Raw genomic sequence first — 9,375 nt, 5'->3', positions numbered from 1 at the left:
ATACGGATACGTCGAAACTGATCGGCGTCTTCTGCATCACCCGGTCTTCCGGAGTGAGTCCAAATGTCTCCTGCATCCAGAGCAGGCGGTTGACCACGGCCTCCTGGATATTGATGACCCCTTTGGGGTTGCCGGTCGAGCCCGAGGTATAGATCATATAGATCGCGTCCTTACGGCCAGCGGCGGCACGTTTCGCAGCTTCCTCTTCCCCGTCCTCCAGCATCTCGCCCGGCCCGTCAAGCAGCACCACATGCGCGGAATGCTCGGGTAACTCCGGTGCCAAATGGGATTGTGTCAGCAGAATCGGCACCCCGGCGTCCTCCAGCATAAAGGCCAGCCGCTCCCGAGGGTACGCCGGGTCTAATGGCACATAAGCCGCGCCGGACTTCAGAATCCCAAGCAGCCCAACCATCATCTCAAGTGAGCGCTCCGCGCTGATCCCGACGAGGCCGTCCGGACCCGCTCCTAGCCGACGCAGTCTGCGGGCTAGTCGTTCGGCTTCTTGATCCAGCTCGCGATAGGTCAGCTCAAGGTCTTCAAAGCGGATCGCCATGGCATCCGGCGTACGCTCCGCCTGCTCCTCAATCCACTGAATAAGCGGCTTGTCCAGCTGATAATCGCGCCCGGTTTTGTTCCATTCCGTTACGGTTTGATAGCGTTCCTCATCCGAAAGCGGAGTAAAATCCGAATAAGCGGCTAGCGGCTCCTGTGTCATTGCCTCTAGCGTCCGCGTGTAATAGTCCTTGAATGCTATTATTTCTTTCTGACTAAACCGGGACTTGTTCCACTGCAAAATCAGCCTAAGCTCCGATGTTTTCGGGTCCAAATTGAATTGAGTCATTACATTAAAGTTGGTATATGCAGTGTCGCTTGTGCTTAAGATGCTTAATTCTCCAATTCCTTCGAAAGATTGATAGATATGAAAATCCGTAAAGTTAAACACGGTATCAAACAGAGGTTGACCCTGGCCTGCATTTTTTTGTATTTCATCCAGCGGAAGACGTCTATGCGGCCACACCTCCATTTCCGTTTCAAAAGTCTGCTTAACGAGGTCGATCCAGCCTTTACCTTTCATCTTCACGCGCAACGGCAGCGTGTTTAAGAACAGACCCAGAACCTCATCGCCCGCCAATTCTTCGGGACGGCAATTTGTTACCATGCCCGTCATAATATCCTCTTCATTGGACAATGTGTGTATGACATACAGATGACTTGCCAGCAATACCGTCTTAAGGGGGACGGAAGCTAAAGCTGCCAGTTTTTTGGCGCCGGCATGCAGCTCCTCCGTCAGATTGAATTCAGCCGTATCCATGACCGGTTCATCCAGATTGCCTGTATCGACCTCGGTTTTGACCGGCATCCGATAAACTGGAGACTCTTTCACATGTTCGTTCCAGAAACGTCTACCATCCGAGCTTTCCAATGCTTGTTGTTCCATCGCAACATAATCCGAGAATGCGACATCAAGTTTGGGTTTAAGCTGAGGCTCTCGATTCATCAAATACTCGTTATAATAGGCAAAAAGCTCGGTGAGCATCGATGCCACGCTCCACCCGTCCAAGATGGAGTGGTGCTCCGTTAGCGTAAATTGGAACGTATCCTCGGTCAGCAAGTGAATGTTTATCCTAAAAAGAGGAGCCGTTTTCCAATCAAAGAGGTTTTTACGCTCTTTCTCGCACCATAACAATAAAGCTGCATCTCTGTCTTTTTTCGGCAAATTACGAAGGTCTTCTACCTCAATTTGATTTTTGGCCGCCTGGTGAACCAGCTGCAGCGGCACACTGTAGGACGATAAATCAAATGAGGTCCGGAGGACCGGATGACGGGCAACCAACTGTTGAGCTGCCTGATCCAGCGCACTGAACTCAAAACGGCCCTTTACGTTGGCGCTGCTGATGTTGTGATAAATTGAGCTGCCTTCAGGTTGCAGCTCCGAGTGAAACAGCATGCCGGATTGAAGTCTGGTTAGAGGATAAGCATCCTCAATGCTCTCCGGAATTCTTGCGCGATCCTCGAAGGACAAACCATCAAAGGGCATTCGCTTCAAGACAGCGGGTGAATCCTGGCCTTGATATTGAATAGCCTGAACTAACAAACGAATCGTCTGAAACTCGAACAACTGCTGAATGGTGAATACAATCCCTTGTCGCTGCGATTCCGCACGGACTCGTATAGCACGGATTGAATCTCCGCCCAGCTCAAAATAGTTATCGTCTATGCCAACCATTTCAGCAGCGAGAACATCCTGCCATATCTGACATAACCGTTGCTCCTGTTCTGTCCTGGGGGCCGAATGTTCTAGCTGGTTTTCAATCCGGTTCGACTTCATGGATATAAGCGCTTTAAGATCAACTTTTCCATTATGGGTAAGCGGAATTGATTCTATGATATGGAAAACGGCAGGTATCATGTAACCTGGAAGTTTTTGCCGCAAATAGGAACGCAGCTCTTGGAGATTAATCGTTTCTTTCGTTATTTTTACAAGATAAGCCTCTAAGCGTTTCAGTCCGGACGGCTCTTCACGGATCGTTACAACGGCTTCCCGGATGCTCGGATTCTGCTTCAACACGGCTTCGATCTCGCCCAATTCAATACGGAAGCCGTTCATTTTGACCTGATGGTCGATCCGGCCGATATACTCCAAATCCCCGTCAGGCAAAAAGCACGCCAAATCACCTGTCTTGTAGAGACGTTCGCCTTTGTTGTACGGATGAGTGATAAATCGGCTGGCTGTCAGCTCGGCCCTGCCCCAATATCCTCTCGTCACCCCGGCACCGCCGACATACATTTCTCCCGGTACGCCGACTGGAACCGGCTGCATATATTCATCCATGACATAGATTTCAAGATCTCCAAGGGGGCGACCAATGACGCTTCCTTTGCTGGATTCAAGATCTGCTAGAGCGATCGGGCGAAGGGTCGTATGGACGGTTGTCTCTGTTATGCCGTACATATTGATCAATTGGGGATACTGGTCTCCATGACGCTGAAACCAGGGCTTTAACGACAACAGGTCCAGTGCTTCCCCTCCAAAGACAATATAGCGAAGCGCCAGGGAACCTGCGTTTAGGTCAGACTCCTCCACCTTCATCAGTTGACGGAATGCCGAAGGCGTCTGATTCAGTACCGTTACTTTCTCCACATGCAGAAGGTTGTAAAAATCTTCGGGAGAGCGGCTTACCCAATAAGGAACCACAACAAGTCTGCCCCCGAACAAAAGAGCCCCCCAGATTTCCCAAACGGAGAAATCAAATGCATAGGAATGGAACAAAGTCCATACATCCGTCTCCTTGAACTCGAACTGCGGCTTGGTCGTTTGTAGCAAGCGGACCACATTGCCATGCTCAACCATGACCCCTTTGGGCTGGCCTGTAGAGCCCGACGTATAGATCATATAAGCCAGATGTTCTGGCTTGATCTTGCAGCCGGGATTAGCAACAGATTCTCCGGCCAGAACAGAATCAAGCAGGTCCAGCTCGATAAGTTCGCCCTTGAACACTGGAAGAGAACTAGAACTTCCGCTCATGGTTACAATCATGCGCAGCCCGGTGTCACTTAACATATAACTCAGCCTGTCCGCGGGTAGCATGGGATCGAGCGGAACATAGGCTCCCCCGGCTTTCAGAATGCCGATAATGCCAACAACCATCTCTATCGATCTCTCCATAAATAAACCAATGAACTGTTCCGGCTCAATTCCCAAACCTTGCAGATAATGAGCGACCTGGTTAGAACGTTCGTTGAGGTCCCGGTAGGTCACCTCTTCTCCTTCATAAGTCAAAGCGACCCTTTCAGGTGTTTGGGCAACTTGCTGTTCAAACCATTCTGCCAGATGGGTGCTTTGCGGTTTTTTTTCGGACACGCTGCCGCTATACTCCATTATCATTTTTTCTTTTTCGGCCGCATTCATGATGGAAAGCCGGGATACGGGAACATCTGGAGAAGACACTGCGCTTCCCAGCAAGTTCAAGAAATGATCCGCCATTCTCTCCACCGTATTCCGATCGAACAGCCCACTATTATACTCCAGCGTACTCTCCAGGACATCACGTTCTTCCGATACTGAGAGGACCAGGTTATACTTGGCAGTCTCGTTATGGATACTCATGTAATCCAGCGTTAACCCAGGCAGCTCCATGGCTTGTTTAGGCGTATTTTGCATTGCGAACATGGCTTGAAATAAAGGGGATATGCCCACGGTTCTTCCGATATGGAGCTCCTCCAGCACTTTCTCAAAAGAAACATCCTGATTGGAGTATGCATTCAGGCTCGCGCTCTTCACTCGCCCGATCAGATCACGGAATGTTATGCCGGAGGCAACCTGCGTGCGTATGACAAGCGTATTAACGAAACAACCAATGAGATGCGCGGTCTCCGGATGATTCCGGTTTGCCACAGGCGTGCCAATCATTAGATCCTCTTGTCCCGTGTAACGGAACAAGAGGGTTTTGAATGCCGAGAGGAGCATCATAAAAAGCGTGGCTCCTTCCGCTTTGCCAAACTCCCGCAGCTTTGTTGTGATGGGTTCCGGAATACTAAACGAATACATACCGCCTGTATAGAAGGAACCCTGAGAAGCAGCGCGCTCCATCGGCAGCTGCAATACAGGGTGAGGACCCTGAAGGTTTTGTTTCCAATAGTTCAGCTGCAGGCGACAAATCTCTGACTGCAGCTGCTCGCGCTCCCACAGGGCGTAATCCGCATATTGCACCGGCAGTTCCGGCAGTGTGACAGATTCATGATCCACCAGGCTCTTGTAGAAAGTCATGATTTCATTAATAAAGAGGCCCTTGGACCAGCCGTCAGAGATAATATGATGCATATTAATATAGAAAATATGAGTATTTTCATTCATAACGAACAGCTTGGTCCGGAGCAGAGGAGCCTCCGTCAAGTCAAAGGGCCGCCGGGCATCTTCCTCTGCCCCGCGGAGCGCCTCGGATTCTCTTATGCCTTCCTTTTCCATCCGAAGGTCAACACGTTCTAGCGAAATTCGAATTTCGCTTGCGATCAGCTGCTGCGGCTCCCCATTCAGTTCGATAAAAGAGGTACGCAGAGTCTCATGCCGATTCGCGATAGCCGAAAGACTTTCTTCCAAAGCAGAGATATTCAGGTAACCTTGCATTTTTACAGCAGCGCACATATTATATTCCGCACTTTGGGAAGAGTATTGACTCAAAAACCACATTCTCGTTTGGGCAGCAGAGAGAGGAACCGGGCCTACTGTTGTCCGCTTGGCGATACCGTGCCGCTTCGAATCCGTCTCTCCCCTCTGAATCCGTTTGTTTAACAACGCCAGCTTGGCATCGGAAAGTTTGGAAAGACGATTCGTTTGCGGGTCAAAGCTTGTCATATTCCATTCTCCTTTGTAATCAAGTTCCTATTCGGCCTCCAGCAGCATCCTGGCCTCTTCCTCGTCCATATTCTCTATTTCCTCGATAAGAAGCCGCTCGATCTCATTGCTAAGCTGGGCAACGGTAGGTAAGTCGAACAGGGTTTTGACGGAAAGCTGCACGCCAAAGGCGTTCCGAACATAGGCGATGACCTCCATCGCCAGCAGAGAATGTCCGCCCATATCAAAGAAATTATGATGTATGCCAATCTCGGGTACCCCGAGCAACTCTCTGCAATATTCCGTTAATAAGGCTTCAATCGCGTTTCTAGGCTCTTCGTCGGTCTCTCCTACGATGCTGCTCAAATCCGGTATAGGCAGATGATCGGCCTTAATCCTGCCGTTATAGATTAATGGGAAGTCGTCCATTTCCACGAGATAGAACGGAATCATATAACCCGGCAGCTTACTTCTCAAATGTGAATGTATCTCGGACATTTCAATTCTTTCACTGAGCATCACGTATGCCACTAGACGCGGAATACTTTCAATGACTACGCTCTTTAGATAGACCTGTCTCACTGCCGGATGATCGTATAAAGCCTCTTCAATTTGACCGTACTCCATCCGGACTCCATTCACGTTCATCTCACGGTCTAGTCTTCCGACGTATTCAATGGACCCATCCGACAATCCCCTAACCAAGTCGCCCGTTCCGAACCACCCTGACTGTTCACTGGAGGATGTAGGACTGTTGATCGTTCTCTCATGAGCAACTTTTTGTGTTTCGCCCCAATACAGCGGCTCAGCATGGTTACGTCTAAAATAGAGTTCGCCAATGGCCCCCCATGGTACCGGCTGCATATGACGATTAAGGATGGATTGCTCGACGCCGTGTAACGCATGTCCCAGGGAAGGTTTGCCACGGGCAGTAACTCGACAGCCAAGTGAAGCGCCGGCTTGTTCGATCATTCCAAAGAAATGATAGAAGTGGATCGTCTTACACTCCGCCAAACGATTCCAAAGCGCCTTGTCTAATGGTTCCCCGCTAACCCATACCACTCGCAGTGCTGTTCCCGTATGAATTGTCAGCCCTTCACCAAGTAATAATCGAAGCTGGGTAGGGGTACAGGTAAATCGCTCGATTCCGTTTTCCCGCACATAAGAAATGAACTCTGTCGATTCCGTCCGAATCGCTTGCGGCACGATATCAAGCGCATGACCATGAAGAAGATACTGTAACTGCCCTAAAAATGCCTCCGATTCAATCGAGCAATTCAGACCTGGGCGTAAGTGATTCCCTGTAGCTTCCGGCTGAAGAAACTTCTCAAGTCGTTTCGTCATACTGGCCAGCAAGTGATGCCGAATCCGCACTCCCTTCTGAATTCCGCCGCTGCCGGACGTATACATCAAGCAAGCGAGTTGTTCAGGCCGAGTTTCGTGTTCAAGGTTCTGATCGTTTTCAGAATGAAGGTCAGTCCATTGCGGATCGACAGTTATGATTTGAATCGACTCCTGCTGGATCTTTTCCGCAAAACATTCCTGTGTCAGGACCCATTTCACTCCTGAATTCTCTAAAATATAATCCAGCCTTTCATTGGAACATCCCGGATCAATCGGAACACATGCCCCTCCTGATTTCAGGACTGCTAGAAACGCTATAATCAAACTTGGCGACCGCTCCATCAAAATGGCAACGACCGTTTCTTCACTCACCCCTGCTTTTTGAAGTAAGCGTGCCAACTGGTTGGACCTCTTGTTCAGTTCCGCATATGAAATTCCTTGTCCCTTATACATGATGGCCGTAGCGTCGGGAGTTCTTTGTACCTGCTGTTCAAACAAGCGAGTGAAGACCTGTAACGTTAACGAATTCCATTCGTTAGGATTCTCCAAGCTCATGACGTCACGTTCTACATCAGAGAACATCGGAAGCGTATGAATATTTTGATCCGGGTCATCAGCGATCGATTGAAGAAGCGCCTGAAAATTCGCTGCCATCCTCCCTATGGTTTCTGGCCGGAACAGATCGAGATTATATTCAAAGCACCCTTCGAACCCACCGGCTTTTTCTTCAAAGGAAACCGTCAGATCGAACTTGGATGTTCCTTGATCCACTTCGACCGTTTCCGCTTGAATACCCTCAAGCTCCAATGCAGGAAGCTCGTTATTTTGTAAAATAAACATCACCTGGAATAACGGCGAATATTTGGGGTTCCGCTCAGGTTGCAATAATTCCACGAGTTTTTCAAATGGAACATCTTCGTGATCGTAGGCCTGCAAACAGTTCTCGCGAACTCTTCGTAAAAGCTGCCTAAAATCCGGAGCACCGGACAGATCCGTCCGCAGTACAAGCGTATTCGCAAAAAAGCCGATAAGCGGCTCGATCTCTTTCCGGTTTCGATTAGCGATCGGAGTGCCTATCACAATATCCTCTTCATTGGTATAACGCCCAAGTAAGATATTGAATGCCGCCAAAAGCGTCATAAACCAAGTTGCCCCTTCGGACCGGCCAAGTTCCTGGAGCAAACCGGTCAAAGATGCATCAAGCTTAAACCGCAGGCTTCCACCTCGGAAGCTCTGCTGCTCAGGACGATCATAATCGGTCGGAAGCTGAAGAACAGGCTGAGTACCTTCAAGCTGTTTTTTCCAGTAGTCTATTTGTCTCTCTAGGTTAGCTCCGCTCAAATAACGACGCTGCCAGACAGCATAATGAGAATATTGGAATGGTAACGAAGGCAGCGGCGAAGACTTGCCATGAATAAAGGCGTTGTAGAGCTGCGACAATTCTTGTGTAAAAACAGAAAGTGACCAGCCATCCGAAATAATGTGGTGCATCGTAATTAGTAACAGGTGGTCTCCCTCACCTAGTCGGATCAAAGTCGCTCGAATTAACGGCGCTTGGGTAAGATCAAATGGCCTACGAGCTTCCTCAGCTGCCAAACGCTGCACCACCGTTTCCTTGTCGGCATCCTGGAAAGGACACGAAACAGGGCTCAAATCCAGAAATAGGTTGTTGCTTATCTCAATAAAAGGCATCCCATTGTTTTCTTTGAAAGATACGCGCAGGGATTCATGGCGGTTGATCATTTCGTTCAAGCTGTCTCTAAGGGCTTCCGCGTTTAATTTTCCTATGAGGCGAATAGCACCGGGGATCATATATGCCGTTTTATCGTCCATAAATTGGTTCAGGAACCACAATCTTCGCTGGGCAAACGAAAGCGGATGGTCCTCCTCATCATTCCACCACATTTCGTCACTGGCTTCGGAATTCGAAGAAGGGTTGTTTTTCTCGATATAAATAGCCATTTCTGCAATCGTCGGGTTCTCAAATATTACTTTCAGCGAAAGATCGATTTGCATCGAATCGCGTATCCATGACGCCAATTGAGTCGCCATCAAGGAATGTCCGCCCAAAATGAAAAAGTTATCATGAACGCCAACCTGCTGTACGCCAAGCACCTCTTTCCAGATCTCCGCCAGCTGCCGTTCAGCAGGGCTTTCCGGGGCTACAAAAGCTGCTTCTGGCCTGACGTCTTTCGGCATGGGCAACTGCCTGCGATCCGTTTTACCACTCGGGGTCAGCGGCATCCGGTCCAGCTCCATCCAAGCCGCCGGCACCATATACTCCGGCAGCCTCCCTTTCAAGAAGTTCCGAAGCTCCGCCGCACTGGTGCTTCCCGGCTCCTGGCTTACCCAGTACCCGATCAGCCGCTTGCCGCCCCGTTCCTCATCCCGGGCGATTACCGCGCTCTCCAGAACTTTCGGATGCTTCAGCAGCGTCGCTTCGATTTCTCCCAATTCAATCCGGAATCCTCTCAGCTTGATTTGGTCATCGCTCCGTCCTGCGTACTCCAGGCTTCCATCCGGTAAGTACCGTGCCAAATCTCCCGTTTTGTAAATTCGGCTTCCCGGCTCGTCTGAAAACGGATCAGGAAGAAATCGCTCTTGCGTCAGCTCGGGCCGCACGTGATAGCCTCTGGCCAACTGTATGCCGCCGATGTACAAATCCCCCGTCACTCCAACAGGCACCGGCTGCATGGCCG

At 49.8% G+C, this 9,375-nt stretch carries 2 protein-coding genes; both read right to left on the bottom strand.

Going from position 1 to position 9,375, the window contains the following annotated elements:
- On the bottom strand, positions 1–5,353 hold a 5,353-nt coding region (locus tag GRF59_RS29225; RefSeq protein ID WP_160501221.1), incomplete at its 3' end, for a non-ribosomal peptide synthetase.
- Between the two features lie 27 nt (positions 5,354–5,380).
- Positions 5,381–9,375: condensation domain-containing protein (locus GRF59_RS29220; protein WP_160501220.1), on the bottom strand; the 3,995-nt coding region annotated here is incomplete at its 5' end.

The organism is Paenibacillus dendrobii, from assembly GCF_009807035.1.
In the GTDB taxonomy this organism is placed as follows: Bacteria; Bacillota; Bacilli; order Paenibacillales; family Paenibacillaceae; genus Paenibacillus_AQ; species Paenibacillus_AQ dendrobii.
Note: the sequence above shows the minus strand (reverse complement) of the source record. Positions and strands in the feature narration are given on the sequence as shown.